This window comes from Nostoc sp. (assembly GCF_036918015.1).
Lineage (GTDB): Bacteria > Cyanobacteriota > Cyanobacteriia > Cyanobacteriales > Nostocaceae > Nostoc.
This window is the reverse complement of the sequence record NZ_JBALEO010000073.1, coordinates 174,159-190,305: the sequence shown is the minus strand read 5'-3', so window position 1 is coordinate 190,305 and position 16,147 is coordinate 174,159. Positions and strand designations below refer to the sequence as shown.

19 protein-coding genes and 1 pseudogene are annotated in these 16,147 nt (G+C 41.4%); 8 read left to right on the top strand and 12 right to left on the bottom strand.

What is annotated here, in order from left to right; all coding sequences use genetic code 11:
* Positions 1-61 precede the first annotated feature (61 nt).
* A complete protein-coding gene (locus V7K61_RS19855; RefSeq protein WP_335055843.1) occupies positions 62-538 on the top strand; it encodes a PD-(D/E)XK nuclease superfamily protein in 477 nt (158 codons plus the stop codon).
* Here V7K61_RS19855 and V7K61_RS19850 read toward each other — a convergent pair.
* A complete protein-coding gene (locus tag V7K61_RS19850; RefSeq protein WP_335055841.1) occupies positions 510-1,367 on the bottom strand; it encodes a DNA adenine methylase in 858 nt (285 codons plus the stop codon). The genes V7K61_RS19855 and V7K61_RS19850 overlap by 29 nt on opposite strands.
* 165 nt (positions 1,368-1,532) lie before the next feature.
* Here V7K61_RS19850 and V7K61_RS19845 point away from each other — a divergent pair, with 165 nt between their 5' ends.
* From V7K61_RS19845 to V7K61_RS19835, 3 genes are all read left to right on the top strand, one after another.
* Positions 1,533-1,739: a DUF751 family protein gene (locus tag V7K61_RS19845; RefSeq protein WP_104908071.1), complete on the top strand. Its 207-nt coding sequence runs from the start codon at positions 1,533-1,535 to the stop codon at positions 1,737-1,739.
* A 123-nt stretch (positions 1,740-1,862) separates the two neighbouring features.
* Positions 1,863-2,282: a 30S ribosome-binding factor RbfA gene (rbfA, locus tag V7K61_RS19840; RefSeq protein WP_335055839.1), complete on the top strand. Its 420-nt coding sequence runs from the start codon at positions 1,863-1,865 to the stop codon at positions 2,280-2,282.
* A gap of 841 nt (positions 2,283-3,123) precedes the next feature.
* Entirely contained in the window at positions 3,124-3,360 is a 237-nt protein-coding gene (locus V7K61_RS19835; RefSeq protein ID WP_094347157.1) for a DUF4327 family protein, read from the top strand.
* Positions 3,361-3,883: 523 nt separating this feature from the next.
* On the opposite strand, the gene V7K61_RS19830 is transcribed toward V7K61_RS19835, so the two are convergent.
* Both V7K61_RS19830 and V7K61_RS19825 read right to left on the bottom strand, forming a co-directional pair.
* Entirely contained in the window at positions 3,884-4,237 is a 354-nt protein-coding gene (locus V7K61_RS19830) for a hypothetical protein (RefSeq protein ID WP_335055837.1), read from the bottom strand.
* A 270-nt stretch (positions 4,238-4,507) separates the two neighbouring features.
* A complete protein-coding gene (locus V7K61_RS19825; RefSeq protein WP_335055835.1) occupies positions 4,508-5,254 on the bottom strand; it encodes a 3-oxoacyl-ACP reductase family protein in 747 nt (248 codons plus the stop codon).
* 84 nt (positions 5,255-5,338) lie between these two features.
* Between V7K61_RS19825 and V7K61_RS34175 the strand changes: the two are divergent.
* The 3 genes and pseudogenes from V7K61_RS34175 to V7K61_RS19815 all read left to right on the top strand — a co-directional run.
* Positions 5,339-5,530: pseudogene (locus V7K61_RS34175) on the top strand (TetR/AcrR family transcriptional regulator); the annotation flags it as partial.
* Between the two features lie 96 nt (positions 5,531-5,626).
* Positions 5,627-5,953, top strand: coding sequence for a TetR family transcriptional regulator C-terminal domain-containing protein (locus tag V7K61_RS19820; protein WP_335055833.1), 327 nt, complete (start codon positions 5,627-5,629; stop codon positions 5,951-5,953).
* A 474-nt stretch (positions 5,954-6,427) separates the two neighbouring features.
* On the top strand, positions 6,428-7,333 hold the full coding sequence (locus V7K61_RS19815; RefSeq protein ID WP_335055832.1) for a cation diffusion facilitator family transporter: 906 nt from the start codon (positions 6,428-6,430) through the stop codon (positions 7,331-7,333).
* A 248-nt stretch (positions 7,334-7,581) separates the two neighbouring features.
* Here V7K61_RS19815 and V7K61_RS19810 read toward each other — a convergent pair whose 3' ends face one another.
* The 9 genes from V7K61_RS19810 to V7K61_RS19775 form a co-directional block, all read right to left on the bottom strand.
* The gene (locus tag V7K61_RS19810) at positions 7,582-7,986 is read right to left on the bottom strand and encodes a response regulator (protein WP_335055830.1); all 405 of its coding nucleotides are present in this window, start codon (positions 7,984-7,986) and stop codon (positions 7,582-7,584) included.
* Between the two features lie 1,008 nt (positions 7,987-8,994).
* Positions 8,995-10,617 carry a glutamine-hydrolyzing GMP synthase gene (gene guaA / locus V7K61_RS19805; protein WP_335055828.1) on the bottom strand — a complete coding sequence of 541 codons (1,623 nt, stop codon included), beginning with the start codon at positions 10,615-10,617 and terminating at the stop codon, positions 8,995-8,997.
* A gap of 228 nt (positions 10,618-10,845) precedes the next feature.
* Positions 10,846-11,961, bottom strand: coding sequence for a cobalt-precorrin-5B (C(1))-methyltransferase CbiD (gene cbiD, locus V7K61_RS19800; protein ID WP_335055826.1), 1,116 nt, complete (start codon positions 11,959-11,961; stop codon positions 10,846-10,848).
* A gap of 135 nt (positions 11,962-12,096) precedes the next feature.
* Positions 12,097-12,273, bottom strand: coding sequence for a type II toxin-antitoxin system HicA family toxin (locus V7K61_RS19795; RefSeq protein ID WP_335055824.1), 177 nt, complete (start codon positions 12,271-12,273; stop codon positions 12,097-12,099).
* Positions 12,270-12,557 (bottom strand): hypothetical protein, encoded by a 288-nt coding sequence (locus V7K61_RS19790; protein WP_335055823.1) that lies wholly within the window; start codon positions 12,555-12,557, stop codon positions 12,270-12,272. Before V7K61_RS19790 ends, V7K61_RS19795 begins: the two co-directional genes overlap by 4 nt.
* 172 nt (positions 12,558-12,729) lie before the next feature.
* A complete protein-coding gene (locus tag V7K61_RS34170; protein ID WP_442936332.1) occupies positions 12,730-12,837 on the bottom strand; it encodes a DUF6888 family protein in 108 nt (35 codons plus the stop codon).
* Between the two features lie 45 nt (positions 12,838-12,882).
* The gene (locus V7K61_RS19785) at positions 12,883-13,179 is read right to left on the bottom strand and encodes a DUF7734 family protein (protein WP_335055821.1); all 297 of its coding nucleotides are present in this window, start codon (positions 13,177-13,179) and stop codon (positions 12,883-12,885) included.
* Between the two features lie 37 nt (positions 13,180-13,216).
* The gene (locus V7K61_RS19780; protein ID WP_335055819.1) at positions 13,217-13,813 is read right to left on the bottom strand and encodes a DUF3177 family protein; all 597 of its coding nucleotides are present in this window, start codon (positions 13,811-13,813) and stop codon (positions 13,217-13,219) included.
* A gap of 479 nt (positions 13,814-14,292) precedes the next feature.
* Positions 14,293-14,538, bottom strand: a complete 246-nt coding sequence (locus tag V7K61_RS19775) for a Calvin cycle protein CP12 (protein ID WP_069074399.1) — start codon at positions 14,536-14,538, stop codon at positions 14,293-14,295.
* 374 nt (positions 14,539-14,912) lie between these two features.
* Between V7K61_RS19775 and V7K61_RS19770 the strand changes: the two genes are divergently transcribed.
* Positions 14,913-16,145, top strand: a complete 1,233-nt coding sequence (locus tag V7K61_RS19770; RefSeq protein WP_335055817.1) for an FIST signal transduction protein — start codon at positions 14,913-14,915, stop codon at positions 16,143-16,145.
* Positions 16,146-16,147: the final 2 nt, after the last annotated feature.

Below are 16,147 nucleotides of genomic sequence, written 5' to 3'. Positions count from 1 at the left end.
CATTTTTTACTACTTCTGTGAAATCCTATAATAAGCAGGACTTTTGGCAGAGGGATTGAAGATGGCTCTGACTCAAGGCGGACGGGCAAATAAGTCTGGGAATATTTTAGAAGCAAATGTAGAAGCAATCTTGCATGGGCATAATTATTTCCAAGTAGGGAACTATGTCCAAAAAGAATTTATATTAAATGCTACTTTATTACCAAAACGTTATGGAAAAGAAGTTTATATCGGAACTGGAATTTATCATACCTATTTGAAGGTTGATTTTTATGTTGTTGGCTCATCTGCAATGCCATCTGGTTTGATTTTCGAGTGCAAATGGCAAGAAAGCCCCGGTTCCGTTGATGAAAAGTTTCCTTACTTGAATATGAATATCGAGAACTATTATCCTGCACCAACTATTGTAATTTTAGGCGGTGAAGGTATGCGAGAGGGCGCAAGCAAATGGCTGAAAGCAAGAGTTAATGATAACCATAATTTATTAGCAGTTTATAGTTTAGACAGATTCATTGCTTGGGCAAATAAAAATCTTTAAAAGATGTAATTAGTAGTTCATCAATCATGCCTCTATTTTTTGTATTTGAGTTAATTGAACGCGCTGCTTTGATTTTATAGGTTTCAAAATTGATATCAGTATAAATTTTTTGAATAAATTCGCTATCAGAATTACATACCATAACTTTGACACCACGACTTGCTAACTCTGCACAAGTATCTCTTAAAATCTCTTGGTCTTTTTTACTAAAACAATTTTGACTATAAGCAGTGAAATAGCTAGTGTCACTGATAGGATGGTAGGGCGGATCAAAAAATACAAAGTCGTCACTGCTAGTAGCATGATTTAGGACTTCTGTAAAATCTGCTTGTTTAATTTCTGCATAATAAAGTGCTTCGGAAGCTACTCTCAGCAAATTTTCATGACAAATATTAGGATTTTCATATCTGCCTAAAGGCACATTGAATTTACCCTGTGAATTAACTCTATAAAGACCATTAAAACAAGTCTTATTAAGATAAATTAGACGAGCAGCTTTTTCTATATCAGTACCGATGGAGTTATTTCTAACACTATAATAATAATCTTTATTATGTCGTTTTTTATGCTCCTTCAATAGAGAAATTAATTCCTCAACACGATCTCTAACACAACAATAAGTGTTAATTAACTCGGCATTAATATCAGTTAAAATAGCTGCACTTGGTTGGAGATAGAAAAAAACAGCACCACCACCTAAAAATGGCTCATAGTAATTTTTATAACTCTTGGGAAAATAAGGAATATATTGCTGTATCAACCGACTTTTACCCCCCGCCCACTTCAAAAATGGACGCGGGCTAGTTTCCTTCGAGACTTGAATTACCATTTACTTACAATTTAACTGAAAAAAATTATGACTAAATAAAGCCAATATAACCGACAAGCCAAATTTTAGATTAACTGACTAATTTTCCAGCCGCATATATTACAATTGAGTAGATAAAGCATATCAAAACAAACGTAAGTATATAACAAGGCAGTTTACATTCAGATGTTTGACGGATTTTGGGATAACGTCTTTCGCTACCCCCGATACTTAATTACGATCGTCTTAGGCTTGTTTCTGAACACCTTTGCGCCATTAGTGCCATTGTTGAAACGCCCTATCACCTTGATCGCTATCTTGGGGTTATTTGTGAGCAGCTTAGTCTTCCTGACTTTCACCTTACGGGCAATGCTGGGCTTAAGTACAATCTAGACTAGCGTTATATCGGGGCTGTGCCCTACAGACGGTTGCTCTTGGCGTTGCTCTCGCTAAGTACTGTCTACACAACTTGCATCTATTTTTGTCGTACAACCTCTGTGACGAGGCGAAATTTTTATGGCTACAAATCGTCGGGTTTCCCGCGTTGCTGAACTGATCAAACGGGAAGTTAGCCAAATGCTGCTTAACGGAATTAAGGATGACCGTGTGGGTACTGGAATGGTCAGTGTGACTGATGTTGATGTTTCCGGCGATCTCCAACACGCCAAAATCTACGTCAGCATTTATGGTACGGATGAAGCTAAGGTAGAAACAATGGCAGGCTTAAAGTCGGCCACAGGTTACGTCCGCAGCGAACTTGGGGCGCGGGTACGCCTACGTCGTACACCAGAGGTGATATTTCTCGAAGATCGCTCTATAGAACGCGGTAATAAAGTATTAGCACTACTAAATCAACTTAATCACGATCGCCCGCCAGAAAATCTGGTAGCAGTAGAAGACGGCACTGTTCAAAATGATGAAGAATTCTCCGAATAAGTAACTAAAACAACAATGTAACTTCAGAACAATTAATCTCAGCAAATCCGCCAAACAGTTTACAGACGTGACTAGATCGCGTCTGTTTTAATGTGAACATAACCCAATTCAGCAAGACACTTCTCTTCTTGTAGGCGAAACAAGGTTTAAACATTCTTCGTTGCTAAAACTCCATTCCTTGATGGGTGGAATATTCACTAATTCTGAAATTCTGACTCCTGTTTATGTATGTCCTGATTACGAATTAGAGTATTATTCCACCCTTTTACAGATGTTTTTCAAAAGAAAATTGGATGGTGTTAGTGCTGAAATTAACTAAGAAATTACAGGCTTACTTAAGAAATTGTTAACAGATGCTATGGTTAAAGCGTTCGTAGTATACTTTAGCCGTTATGTTTTGCAACAATTTATACCCTAGTAACTGACAAATATTATTGTGTTGTTTACCCTTAGATGAATACCCGCAGTTATAGATCCAGCTTTTAAGGTGATTATTTGATATGTAAGCGAATCGCGATATAAACTCTTCCCACCCACCAAATCTTGCCTAAATACAGTAATGGCAAGACTTTCAGACTTGTGGCATCAAAGTCATACAGCTACATAAGCAGGTTAAGTTAACTAGTTGGAATTTTTTTTGTAAAGCGGATTTTCGATAAATGTCAGGATTCGTTGACTTTCTTAACATTTCTTGAGATAATTTCAGGAGATGTAGCGTCAAAATAAAAATAGTTCCGTATAGCAAACTACAAAATCCTAGCCACAAGTCTAATTTCTGTAATGTTTGTTCCTAATTATTAACGGGAACACTATCGTAAGTGTTAATTTGTGAGTAAAAAACATGAGTGTGAATACGGTGCCTTCTATCAATTACTACTCTCTAGATGTGATTCAAGACGAAGCACGCCGACTGGTGCAAAAGGGAATGGTTAGCCGGCAACAGCCAATATATAGCCTCTGCCAATACATTCCAGCTAGAGAGTGGGTTTGCGTTGAATGTGAATTAGAGAAATGTGACTTTTTGTTGCGCGATCGCATTGGCGACCTAATTGGTCGCGAACAGTGGGACAACGACTAATCAATGTTTGATTTCGGGTTTGGGATTGGGGTTTGTTTTTGATGTGTGGATGTCAGCATCAACGATTCAACGCTCAATCTGGGGGATAATCTCTAGTTTTGAATGAGCATTGCCCTATACAGAATCTTGCGTTTTTGATTAATACAGAAGCATTTGAGTCTGAACTTATACAACTTTTCAAGTTAAAGAAGGCATCAAAACCATTTGTTCTGTACATCTGGTGTCACGGCTTGAGTTTAGTATATAGATTCTGCGAAGTTCCTACATCGATCCGATAGAAGTGTAGGAACTTCACTTTTGACTCGCAATTTATTGCATCCCTTACTTGAGGGAAGCGATTGTCTGCTTGCTGTTAAAAGCCAAAATCAGCCTTAAAAAGTTTGCGAAGTACGGCTAACCGTCACCAGTTGCGACAATACAGGGAACCTCCGCAAGCAACTGGCTCAACTTTCGCAAAATCCAAAATTTTTATAGTATTTTTTCTGAAAAAATCTCGAAAAGCACAGAAAAATTGGATGAACTATTATCCTACTTGCTCTAAATATTGATTAATGTCTTCAATGATGCGAGTAAGTTCAGCTTCAGTAGTCAAGCGGATGTTGACATTGCGGACAGTCAGCAAAACTTTGGCTGCGAAGGGCGTTGGCCAGATATTAGGATTACAAAAAATTTCTAAAAATACTTCACCCGTATAACGATATTCCAGGGGAGGCTGGGGAGTGACTCTACCACCGCCAGGAGTGGGTTTAGCAGCGATCGCTTTTAGGCGTTCCATCAGTTCATCCGTCGCTGTCTTTAATTCTCGTGCTGCTTGGGATGAAAAACTGAAGGAGACTGAACCTTCAATTAAGTTCAATGTTAGAGGAATTGAAGACATATTTTTTTTATTAAAACTTCTTGATAAGTACTTATATTACCGGAAGAAGGGGTCTGAATCCCACTCTGATAGTTCCCGATGTCTTCTTCAAAGACCATTAGTACAGCTTGGCGTAATTCGTTAGTCTGTCAAGACAAGTATTTTTTCCTGGGTAAATAAGTTTGTAGTAAGGACTTTAGTCCTTGTGTTAAGCACTGAAGTGCTTACTACGTAACAGGCTTTTATTACCTTGCAATCACACTATTACCTGGTCGTTCTGTTACCGCCGAATCACGCTGCGAAGCCGCCATCAATTTTCAGACTCGCACCAGTGACAAAACCGGCTTCCGCGCTGGCAAGATAGGAAACCATATCGGCGACTTCTTCACTCCGACCATAGCGCTGGAGGGCAATCATACTTCTCATGGTGTCGGCAAAGGAACCCTCCGCTGGGTTCATGTCGGTATCCACAGGGCCGGGTTGGATATTATTTACTGTGATGCCACGAGGGCCGAGATCGCGGGCCAGACCGCGCGTAAAACTAGCGATCGCACCCTTGGTCAAAGCATAGACGGAACCACCAGCAAATGGCATGATGTCACTGTTGACGCTGCCAATCATGATGATCCTTCCGCCCTCGCCGATATGGCGGACAGCCTCTTGAGTTGCCACAAACACGCCCTTAATATTAACCGCGATGATTCGGTCAAAATCATCTAGTGAGAACTCGTCGATAGTGGCCAAGGTGGCGATCCCGGCGTTATTCACGAGGATATCGAGACGGCCAAAGGTTTTTACAGTCTCGGTGACAGCATTTTTCACCGCTTCAGCATTGGCACTGTCGGCGCGAAGAGCCTTGGCTTGCCCACCTGCTGTTTCGATCGCAAGCACCACCTCATCGGCTTTTTGCGGCGAGCTAGTGTAGGTGAGGGCAACAGCTGCGCCATCCTGTGCAAGACGTTTAGCGATCGCTGCCCCCAAACCGCGTGAGCCACCTGTTACCAATGCCACCTTACCTGTAAGTTTTTTGTTGCTCATAGTATTCTTTTGTCGTTAAAGTTTTGTATCGTCTGGTATAGATATAAAGCATGGGGGTAAGCCTGTCAAGAAATTATTATACTGATGAGTATGAAACAGGAAAAAACCACTGCGGCCATAGGCCGACCCCGCGAGTTCGATACCGATGACGCGCTCAATCGTGCAATGTATGTGTTCTGGCGCAAGGGCTATCTAGGCACATCCCTCTCGGATCTAACTGAGGCTATGGGCATTAATCGTCCTAGCCTTTACGCCGCTTTTGGTAATAAGGAATCTCTATTCCGCAAAGTGCTGGATCGCTATGCCGACGGGCCATCAGCTTATCTTCGTGAAGCTCTCAAAGAGCCAACTGCGCGCCAGGTCGCCGAGAGGATGATGCATGGGGTCGTTGACTTAGGAACCGATCCACGTAATCCACCGGGATGTCTCTGGGTTCATGGCACGCTTTCATGCGGAGATCCAGCCGATCCGATCCGGCAGGAATTGTCTGCACGCCGAGAATCGAGTGAAGCTTCTCTGCATAAGCGTTTCGAGCAAGCGATTTCGGAAGGGGACTTGCCAGCCGATTCAGATCCAGCAGTTCTCGCTCGCTTTGTTGTGACGGTCAATTGTGGAATATCAGTTCTGGCGGCAACCGGAGCTACCCGAACAGAACTCCTGCGGGTTGTGGAGACAGCGTTGCAAGCGTGGCCGCAGTAAAGATAGAGCCTATTTGGTATCACATGGACATCTGACGTGGAAATTGTCAGATTTCGCTCCTCAAATTTTGACAATTTCCTGAATAAAACATGAGCTTATTTATCCTTATCAGGCAGTAAATAACACTCATTAAGCCGATCGGTTATTTAGAGTAAATACAGACCACTGATGGTCGTCATAATCTCTTTGAATACAATTCAATACGATCTCAGTTGATGTATTAATAACAAAGTTAATTAAAATATTACTGAAATTAATGCTAAATATACGCGGTTATTTATAAAGCCATTACTAATGCCTATCCAACTTGTAGCTGTTGTTAGTTAAAAAGAATCTCAATAAATTGATCTAAAACATAGAGACTATAGAGAGACTTAACTCTTACTGTGTAAGACTTTGATACACTTCATTTGTGTTTATTTCTATTTTGAGGTCTACATTAGAAGTCATAGAACTTGATGTGATAAATTATCTATGATTTACGATAACCGCGCTGAAGTGCGAAAGGTTTTAATTATTACCCTATTGCTCAACCTGTTTGTAATGGGATTGAAAGCAATTGTGGGCTACTGGACAGGTTCTTTGAGTTTATTAGCTGATGCCTTGCATAGTGTGACAGATAGCGCCAACAACGTTTTAGGATTAATTGCGAGTAAATTTTCTTCTCCACAACCCGATCGCGAACATCCCTACGGACACAGCAAGTTTGAAGCAGTAGGCGCTTTAGGAATAGCCTCGTTTTTAGGAATAGCCTGTTTTGAAATTCTGCAAGGAGCAATCGAACGAATTCTTAAAGGTGGTGGTGAACCAATAAAAATATCGCCACCAGAATTGTGGTTATTATTAATTGTGCTAGGTGTGAATATTTTTGTGGCGTTTTATGAACGTGCTGTGGGTAGGCGGGTAGGTAGCTCAATTCTCATAGCTGATGCGACACATACCATGAGCGATATTTGGGTGACAATCTCTGTAATTGGCGGCTTGATAGGAGTTTGGCTAGGTTATCAATGGATGGATTTGGTGTTAGCTTTTCCTGTCGCCTTGTTGGTATTTTGGAGTGGCTGGTCAGTTTTAAAAGAGAATTTGCCTTGGCTTGTGGATCGAATGGCGATCGCACCAGAAGCAATACACGCGATCGCTACTTCTGTTCCAGGTGTTATTAACTGTCATGCGATCGCTTCTCGCGGCGTTCTTGGTCGTCAAGTGTTCATTGAAATGCATTTAATAGTGGATGCAGCAGATGTAGAAACCGCCCACCACATCACTGAAGAAGTAGAAAGCCGATTAGAAGAACGATTTCGTCCAGTGAGAATTTTAATTCACGTCGAGCCACCAGCGTATAAGTCTGAGCAAATTAGCTTTGAAACTGGAGCAAAGTAGTCTCAGCAACTTTAAATCACGCCCTATACTATGCTGGTTCTCCTTAAAAATGCTTGCTTTAATTCCCTCATTAAAAAGGAGAGTTAGGGGGGATCAAGCCTGAACCTAAGTATATTGTGTTATTGTCAACATTTTTTTCCCAAGCCAATACCTTACTAAAAGTGATGTTTTATAACCTTAATTTCTTCGTTTAAAAATATGATAAGGAAAATAACAAATAACGACCGACAAATAACTGCATCTTTGTATTAACTCTTATAAGAAGCAACCAATTCTGCGACGATCGCAACTAGTTCTCCGGGATCGACTGGTTTAGGTACATGAGTCTGAAAACCCGCTTCCAAAGCACGGCTACGATACTCGCTATCACCATAAGCAGTTAAAGCGATCGCGGGAAGTTTTCCATAAAGATCGGGCTTCAGTGCCCGGATCTTGCGGATCAGGGTGTAGCCATCTTCATCAGGCATAGCAATATCACAAATCAAGACATCTGGTTGCAACTCAGGTAATACTTTCAATGCTACCGCTGCCGATGCAACTGCCATAATGGTTGCTCCATCAGCTTCCAACACAGTTGTAATGTAAAAGCGGCTATCATCATCATCATCAACTACGAGGATGTTTAAGCCAGCAAGGGGAAGAGCAGGTTCCATAACATCTCCATTAATGTTGATCGAATGAAATGTATTTCCAATCAGCTGCTTGTTTTTTTCTCTATCACCATACCATTGGTAATTTTACTGCGATCGCGCCTATTTTCCTAGACAATAACTCAATTTGTCTAGCCACCATCCAATTGATGATTAATTATTCATTGGTATTTATAATTATTGAGTAGATAAAATTATGTTAGTGTTTAAATTCCTTTATATTTAAAAAATTACCTTTCACGAATAGCTGAAGTTCTATAGGACTACTATTTGATTTTTGACACGCTAGTAGTCGCGTATCAAGGCTAAAATGTTACAAAAAAATTGTAGGTTGGGTAGCCACAGCGCCCTTGCGGGTTCCCCGCGTTGTAGCAAGTGGCGTTGGAGGCTTTGCCAAAGCCAACATCCTGATATAGGATTACTATTTGATTTTTGAACAACACGTAGGGTGTGTTATAGCGAAGCGTAACGCACCATTTTAAAGGGTTTGGTGCGTTAGACTAAAGTCATAACGCACCCTACAAATACTTAATTTTTTTCAGAAATCAAACCGGATTCCTATATATGTATGTTGGGTTCCACCCAACCTACGTCTAATGCACAATTTTTTTTTGCTTGCCACACCAGTAGGGTGCGATACGCGAAACATTAACGCACTACAAATACTTAATTTTTTCAAAAATCAAACTGGATTCCTATAAAATCATCTTGCTGATTAATAACCGCTTTATTACTAACAGGTTTAGATTTTGATCGATGCTTTAAAAATTAAAGGTAGTAATACCAAAGTCAAAAAAATAGACAATACCGAGGCTTCAAACAAGTCATTCCGGCATTGTCATTTTGAAATACAACTGAAGCGGAGGCGGAGACACTCTACCGCAAGTCTTGAATTAGGAGTCAGAAGTAAACTAGGTTTTATCCTTGACTATTAACTTGCAAACTGCTGTACATGAATCTCAACTAATACAACTAATCTGAATTAGATGAAAGATTCATATCAAAACTTGATTACTCCCATTCAATGGTTCCAGGCGGCTTAGAGGTGATGTCATAAACTACCCGATTCACCCCTTTTACCTCATTCACAATTCGAGTAGAAATCACTTCCAGGACATCATAAGGCACTCTCGCCCAATCAGCAGTCATGCCATCTTCACTGGTGACAATCCGCAAAACAATGGGGTAAGCGTAAGTACGTTGATCTCCCATAACGCCAACACTACGAATTGGCAGCAATACAGCAAATGCTTGCCAGAAATCATGATACATACCGCGTTGGTTAATTTCTTGCCGTACAATCAAATCAGCATCGCGCAAAATATTTAACCGCTCAGATGTAACTTCCCCCAGAATCCTAATTGCTAAACCAGGCCCAGGAAAAGGTTGCCGTTGAACAATTTCTTCTGGTAAACCAATGGAACGTCCAAGTTTGCGGACTTCATCTTTAAATAGTTTCCGCAGTGGTTCGACCAATTTAAATCTTAGGTCTTTGGGCAAACCGCCAACATTGTGATGACTCTTAATTTTCACCGCTACCCGCTCACCACTTTGGGGATCAACGTTGGTGTCAGCAGATTCAATCACATCTGGATAAAGAGTTCCTTGAGCTAGATAGTCAAAGTGACCGAGGCGCTTGGATGTTTCTTCAAATACACTGATAAATTCGTGTCCGATGCGGCGGCGTTTTTCTTCAGGATCTGTGATATCAGCAACTTTAGCTAAAAAGCGATCGCGGGCATTAACATATTCAACAGGAATGTGAAACTGCTCTTGAAACAGCTTGACCAATCGCTCTGGCTCATATTTTCGCATAAAGCCTTGATCGATAAACACGCAAGTCAGTTGCTCGCCAATGGCTTTATACAGCAAGAAAGCCAGGGTAGAAGAATCCACTCCCCCAGACAGCGCCAACAGCACCCGTTTTTCACCAACTCTGGCGCGAATTTCTCGAATTGCTTCTTCAACAAAAGCCGCTGTTGTCCAAGTGGGTTCGCAATCGCAGATATGGTAGACAAAATTACGGATTAATGCTAAACCACCAACAGAATGCACCACCTCTGGATGGAACTGAACGCCGTAAAGTTTCCTTTCGTGGTCGGCGATCGCAGCACAGGGAGTATTTTGTGTATGTGCCAGCAATTCAAACCCCGATGGCATTTGAGTCACTGAGTCTCCATGACTCATCCACATGGTAGTGCCATCTTCGACATTAGTGAGCAAATCTGTGGGATCGTCAATATATAATGAGGCTTTGCCGTATTCACCTCGATCGGCCTTTGCCACTTCCCCACCAAGTTGGTTTACCATCAACTGCATCCCATAGCAAACACCCAAAATGGGTATTCCCAAATTCCAGATTTCTGGGTCACAATGGGGAGAGTTATCACCATAAACTGAACTTGGCCCACCTGAGAGGATGATTCCCTTGGGATTGAGTTGGCGCAAATGTTCAGAAGTAGTGCGATAGGATAAAACTTCGGAGTATACTTGAGTCTCGCGGATGCGACGAGCAATCAGCTCAGAATATTGAGAGCCAAAATCCAAAATTACAATCAATTGGCGATCAAGCCGCCCAAAAGTTTCCAATGTTTGGGGCGCTTGTTCTGTTGGTAGAGTCACCGCTGTATTCATGACGGAAGTGTTATATCTGTTAAGGATAAATAGATGCTTTGTGGTCTATGGTGATGCTATTATTCAACCTGGATAGGCTGATAACGGTATAGAAAGCCTTGACAAACGCTAGTTTACGTGCATTTGTCAAACCCCGGAGTTGGAGATGGTATTAAAACGATAAATCTACCCTAGAGTGGTTACTTAAAGGATTATTTTTTTGGATTGTTTACGATTATTCATAATAAATTAACATAATTTTCCCATCAACAGACCAGCAGTTTTACTCTTCACGATAATTTTGCGATCGCGATCGAAGAGAATAGAGCCACAGACTGTTACTTTTGTGCCGCTTTCGCTATGACTTTGAATGTATTCTTGAGAACGAACATCGATAGTTTCGGCGATCGCACTGTAAACTTGATTTACCCAATCGCTACCAGTTGCAGCATCTAGGGATTTTAGGTGTGTTAGTGCTGCTTCAGCAGTTGCACTGTTAAACACAGCTTGGATATCTGGTAATTTTAAACCTGCGATCGCACAGTGGGCTGCTAAAATTTCCCGCCGTCCATCAGCCAAGTAGTGATGGGTGTGAAAAATCCCTCCAGCCAGCTTCATCAGTTTCCCGTGATAGCCAAATAATAAGATTTCTTTGACACCCAGCACATCAGCTTCTACTAACATTGGGCCAAGCCAGTTAGCAGTTTTGACCAATTGCTCAGGATTAATCCCTAGTTTACGCGCCAAATCTAGGCCATTCTCCCCAATACAGAATACTAAACTCTCAAAACGACTGGCTTTATTTTGTAATTCCGCCCGAAAAACTGCAAGCTGATCTGGTGTACTCAAAGGTTGAGAAATGCCGGTTGTACCTAAAAGCGAAAGTCCTTCAACCACACCAAAGGCAGAATTTGAAGTTCTCACAGCTAGCGATCGCCCTTCAGGTAGAATAATCGTCACCGTGATTTTTTCCCCAGGTGCTAGCATTCGTTGCAAATTCTCTTGCAACAGCCTTTGAGCGTAAGCATAAATAGCCGGCTTGTCATCAGCGTTTAATTGCCTACCAATCCCTTCGCCACCTTTAATAATTACTGCATCATCACCCTGTTCTCGCCATTCCACCAATGCCCAAATCGGTGTATCTTTAGTCAGGTCAAGATTATCACCGGGATCGCTGCGAGCGATCGCCAAAGCTGTATTCTCAGATAATCCTGCAACCTGTTCAATGGGGATTTCGGCTATTTGTGCGGGTTCAATCAAATCTACAGATGCTATGCTTAGGGTTTTGCGATCGTGTAACCAGTGTAAAGCTGCAACAGCAGCAGCGCACGCAAAGACGGGAAGTGTGTATCCAGAACGGGACATTTTGTAAATTTAAAAGTCAAAATAATTCTTCAAAAATAAAGACAGTTTCAGATGCCAATTTAGACCTCAACTGTAGCTTACTTCCTTCAGGGTAACGCCCCCGTTCAAAGGCTGCCAGAAACCGCTGTGTTAGCTCTAGTCACTAAGCATTTTGATCATGTGTTTGGCAAGCTGTTCCTTAATTTCTCGATGCCTTGGAACAGGTTGAGATACTTTCGTTCTTGGGTTCTGATACCAGTCATGTTTGCCACCATGACGAATAAATACACAACCCATTTCTTCGAGGCATTTGATCAAGTCCCGTCGTTTCACGATACCTCAAGTTCAGCTACTCTTCGGACATTGGGGATTGTGCCACTCGTTAATTCTTTGTAAATATCAGTTAAGTTCTCCTTCAATTCGTTTTCGGTTTCTGCCTGAGTCCAGTAGTCTGGATACTCCTGGAGATAGCCAAGCCACATCTCCTCATCTTGCCAGTAAACATATTTCTTGGTTGTCATAGGGTGAACGAACGACTTATGAACTTCTCCAACTATGCCAACCATCTTATCAAACAGGGCGATCGCTCTATCACAGTCGCTCAGAATCCTACTCACTGAGCAAACTGTCTGTAATGGATACACATTGCGTAAGCTTCGCCAAGCCTGAAATGGTTGATCATTTCAACATCAGACATTGAATCGTAATTAATCCGGCTCATCAGATAACTGTCCGTTGGGTAAAATTTGGAATTCAATCTCTTCGTCATACCCAGCAAGGATGTATATATTACGAAGTCCGATTATCAACACAAATGATGTATATGGGTTGAAGCATGATATACATTAGTTGATAGCTAATACGATACAAACTTGCTACTTGAGCAGCAGTAGGCATTTTAGTTAATTACACCAAAATTACTAATTCGTAATTCGTAATTAGTCAAACACCTACTTCTGATAATAGAGCTTCCATAGCTTCCCAAGAAAGTCCTTGTTGAATATAGCGGGGTGCTTCAGGATTGTAAGGACTTGCTACTCGGTCAATGTTGAGGATGTTTGCCCCATCTGGTAGAACTGGTACATCTGCATCAAATGCCGTTGGACGCATCAAAGAACTAGAAAAGCCTTTGAAAATAGCAATTGTATCTTGCTCATCAGCAATTTCCACCGTTACAATTAGGACTTCTTTGGTGCGTTTAGCTGTGTATTGTTCCAGTCGCTTGCCAATGGAATTCATTTTTTTTTAAGTAGGGGTTAAGGTGGAACAGCGACAGTTACTGTGGTGTAGCTGAACGTCCTTGTTTGCCCAGCTTAATTAGAACAAAATAGCTTAAGTAAAGCACATAAATTACTAAACTAGTTATGCCAAGAAAACCTAAGAACTCAGCCTTACTATTAGCATGAAAATATTCTTTGAATAGTAACGGAGCCTCGAACCAAACCTGACAATAGGAAGTCTTCAGCACATTGCCAGAAAAAGCACAACCCAAAAAAGGGATAAAGGCTAGTGCGCCCAAAAAGCAATAAACAGTTGTCGCCCAGCGCCAAGAGGTAAAAATAAATTTCAAAGAACCACTGGTTTGATACTCAATTTCATCGTTGATATCTACCCAGAACCACAGCGAAATCGGGATCAAAATCTGAGCTATCAACCCAGAGATAAAGCTAACTGGATATTGAGCAATCATTAAGTAAATCGTGATTGCCACCAAGCTTGATACTCGCCAGTATATAGCCAATAAGCGTTGTATGCCTTCTGTTTTTTGTACAAATGCCCAAATCAGAAGAATTAGCGGAATAATTACCAGAAATAATACTGCCAGTCGGTAATCAATCCAGACGAAAGGTCGAAACCAAATATCATAGTCCATATTTTTTCTCAAACAATAGATAAAAAAGAAGTCAGGAGTTCAAAGAATCAATCAAGCAACATTTTATACCACTAATTGATTGTAGACTGCTAAATAAGGCAGGGATATTAAACCCTTTTATTCAGGAGTCAGTCGAACTCCCATTCATCCTGAATTCTTCTTGATAATAGTTTATTGAACCTAGTATGACTAGAAGTCACGAGTCAAAAAATTTATAGGGGCGTACATCTGTACGCCCCTAATACCAATTAATTGGTTGTTTAATTTATGAAAATCGCAACTTATCCCTTTGGAAGAAGCTTATTGATGCAAATAAGGAATTTATTTTTTGTTTCCACGACTAAAATCGGTAACTCTAAACAAAACGCTTGCGATTGGAGGACATTGGTGAGTTTCCACGTCCTCCACTCTAGGCGTCTTCTTTAGTCAATGCTGGTTATTTGCTGACCAAACAACAGAAAATCCAGTTGCCTCAATTTCTAGTCGTCGTAAACCCGGCATTCAATTGCATCTGGGTTGTCATCACAATACTGTTCTAGAGAGTTTTTTGGCTTGCTTTGGCGTTTGTGGGAAGCTTCGGCTTGCAATTCTTCTACTGCATCCCAAGCAGCAGCACACTCTGGTGAGTTGCTACCGTTAATATCACAGACAGTACGCGCTTGTTCCACTTCTTCTTGGATTTTCTCTTGGATGTCGCCTTTTGCTGTTTCTTGGATGTTGGTCATTAGCTTTAGTCTCGTTGTGTGTTGTTAATACTAGTATAGAAAATGTTCAGAAATGGCAGTTTTTCGCTTGATTACTAACCATTCTAACTATTTAGCCGATGGTAAGTTAGTGTTTTAGCCCATTGATTTATAACCAATACACTAAGCTACCGCATCTATAATGCATTTACCTTTATTTTTTAAGATTTTGTGGAATTAGTAGCATAGATAAATAATCATACAATATATTTAGATGCCTATATTAGGGAATGACAACCCCAGCTTCTTGGGATGGAGGAGATAAAGGGCTGGCATCAATTCTTGTAAGATGCAATTCTTCCCAAAATAAAAAGTCAAAATCTACTAGCCTAAAAAGAGAAAGAAGCTCAAAACTCATGGCAGACCAAATGCAGTGGGCAAATGCCCTATCAACCCGTCATTCTCTGGAAGCCGCTGTTACAGATGTGGTGGAACGAGCTGTTTCATCGTTAACATTACCTGCGGATCTAGGACTGGTATTCATTTCGTCTGCTTTTGCGAGTGAGTATTCCCGACTGTTACCGTTGTTAGCTGAAAAACTTTCTGTGCCTGTGTTAATTGGCTGTAGTGGTGGTGGTGTAATTGGGACGACAGTTAGCGGAGAAACCCAAGAATTGGAATCTGAACCAGCTATTAGCTTGACTTTAGCACACCTTCCAGGAGTGAAGATTCAAGTTTTTCATGTTGTTGCGGAAGAATTACCTGACTTAGACAGTTCACCAGATGCTTGGCTTGATTTGATCGGTGTACCACCATCACCGACACCGCAGTTCATTTTGCTATCTAGTTCTTTCGCCTCTGGAATCAACGATTTGTTGCAAGGTCTAGATTTTGCTTATCCAGGATCGACGATTGTGGGGGGACAGGCTAGTGGTGGAGGTATGGGTGGTCGTGTTGCCCTTTTTTGTAACGATACTAACGGTGAGGAACAGCAAAACTTGTATCGTGAGGGGACTGTTGGTATAGCTTTGACTGGCAATATTGTTTTAGAAACGATTGTTGCCCAAGGATGCCGACCAATTGGCAAGCCATTACAAGTTACAAAAGCCGATCGCAATATTATTTTAGAGTTAGATGAGAAAGTGCCTCTGGTAGTATTGCGAGATTTGATTGCTAGTCTCAGCGAACAAGAACGGATTTTAGCACAGCATTCTTTGTTTGTTGGTGTGGCAATGGATGAGTTTAAGCTGGCTTTGCAGCAAGGAGACTTTTTAATACGTGGTATTCTTGGGGTCGATCCAAATGCTGGGGCGATCGCAATTGGCGATCGCGTCCGTCCTGGTCAAAGGCTGCAATTCCACCTCCGCGATGCCCAAGCCTCTGCTGAAGACCTAGAATTACTCCTCCAAAGCTATCAACACCAACGAGAATCTGAACCCTCTGCTGTAGCTGCTTTAATGTTTTCCTGTCTGGGACGAGGTGAAGGACTCTATGGAAAACCCAACTTTGATTCTGAACTATTTCAGCGCTACCTTAACGATATTCCTGTAGGTGGCTTTTTCTGTGGCGGTGAAATCGGCCCTGTAGGTGGCAGAACCTTTTTACACGCCTATACTTCAGCATTTGGAATTTGTCGCCAAAATCAGTAATG

Bases quoted from the DNA above. Each gene is read 5' to 3' on its own strand.
- V7K61_RS19780 (WP_335055819.1), bottom strand. From the start codon at position 13,813: ATGGACTATGATATTTGGTTTCGACCTTTCGTCTGGATTGATTACCGA.
- V7K61_RS19775 (WP_069074399.1), bottom strand. From the start codon at position 14,538: ATGACCAACATCCAAGAAACAGCAAAAGGCGACATCCAAGAGAAAATC.
- V7K61_RS19845 (WP_104908071.1), top strand. From the start codon at position 1,533: ATGTTTGACGGATTTTGGGATAACGTCTTTCGCTACCCCCGATACTTA.
- V7K61_RS19835 (WP_094347157.1), top strand. From the start codon at position 3,124: ATGAGTGTGAATACGGTGCCTTCTATCAATTACTACTCTCTAGATGTG.
- rbfA (WP_335055839.1), top strand. From the start codon at position 1,863: ATGGCTACAAATCGTCGGGTTTCCCGCGTTGCTGAACTGATCAAACGG.
- guaA (WP_335055828.1), bottom strand. From the start codon at position 10,617: ATGAATACAGCGGTGACTCTACCAACAGAACAAGCGCCCCAAACATTG.
- V7K61_RS19850 (WP_335055841.1), bottom strand. From the start codon at position 1,367: ATGGTAATTCAAGTCTCGAAGGAAACTAGCCCGCGTCCATTTTTGAAG.
- V7K61_RS19785 (WP_335055821.1), bottom strand. From the start codon at position 13,179: ATGAATTCCATTGGCAAGCGACTGGAACAATACACAGCTAAACGCACC.
- V7K61_RS34170 (WP_442936332.1), bottom strand. From the start codon at position 12,837: ATGCCTACTGCTGCTCAAGTAGCAAGTTTGTATCGTATTAGCTATCAA.
- V7K61_RS19825 (WP_335055835.1), bottom strand. From the start codon at position 5,254: ATGAGCAACAAAAAACTTACAGGTAAGGTGGCATTGGTAACAGGTGGC.
- V7K61_RS19815 (WP_335055832.1), top strand. From the start codon at position 6,428: ATGATTTACGATAACCGCGCTGAAGTGCGAAAGGTTTTAATTATTACC.
- V7K61_RS19830 (WP_335055837.1), bottom strand. From the start codon at position 4,237: ATGTCTTCAATTCCTCTAACATTGAACTTAATTGAAGGTTCAGTCTCC.
- cbiD (WP_335055826.1), bottom strand. From the start codon at position 11,961: ATGTCCCGTTCTGGATACACACTTCCCGTCTTTGCGTGCGCTGCTGCT.
- V7K61_RS19770 (WP_335055817.1), top strand. From the start codon at position 14,913: ATGGCAGACCAAATGCAGTGGGCAAATGCCCTATCAACCCGTCATTCT.
- V7K61_RS19855 (WP_335055843.1), top strand. From the start codon at position 62: ATGGCTCTGACTCAAGGCGGACGGGCAAATAAGTCTGGGAATATTTTA.
- V7K61_RS19820 (WP_335055833.1), top strand. From the start codon at position 5,627: ATGATGCATGGGGTCGTTGACTTAGGAACCGATCCACGTAATCCACCG.
- V7K61_RS19810 (WP_335055830.1), bottom strand. From the start codon at position 7,986: ATGGAACCTGCTCTTCCCCTTGCTGGCTTAAACATCCTCGTAGTTGAT.